The sequence below is a fragment of the Streptomyces milbemycinicus genome (genome assembly GCF_002154605.1).
Taxonomy (GTDB): Bacteria; Actinomycetota; Actinomycetes; order Streptomycetales; family Streptomycetaceae; genus Streptomyces; species Streptomyces milbemycinicus.
In genome coordinates this window covers 1-388 of sequence record NZ_MUNE01001133.1, presented here as the reverse complement: position 1 = coordinate 388, position 388 = coordinate 1, and the positions used below count along the sequence as shown (strand labels likewise).

1 pseudogene is annotated in these 388 nt (G+C 76.3%); it reads right to left on the bottom strand.

Annotation, left to right across the window (positions count from 1 at the left end):
• Positions 1–165: 165 nt before the first annotated feature.
• Positions 166–388, bottom strand: a pseudogene (locus CCN51_RS51570) (acetoin utilization protein AcuC); the annotation flags it as partial.

Below are 388 nucleotides of genomic sequence, written 5' to 3'. Positions count from 1 at the left end.
GGCACGCCACCGATGCTGACGGATCACCGCGACCGCGGGCCGAAGAACGGCGAGAGTTGCCACGGTTGGCCTAACGGCGCCCGAAGCCCGCCGCCCAACACGGTCCCCAACGCGGTCAGCCCCGGACAGGGCCCGGGCGTTGCGGGACGGCAGCGACTGGTCGTCTCAGGGCAGCAGCCCGTGATGGGGGAAGACCGCCCGGCGGGTCGCGAGGATCGCCTGGTCCAGCCGGTCCCCCGGGTCGTACCCCCACTCCCCGAAGTCCCGCCACTGCGGCGACCGCCCGTCGGTCATCCGCCGCGGCGCCGACTGCCGGGTCCGCCGGTACACCTCGTGCCCCCACTCCTCCGGCACCTCCGCCTCCGGCGCCACCGGCCGCCCGGCGGCG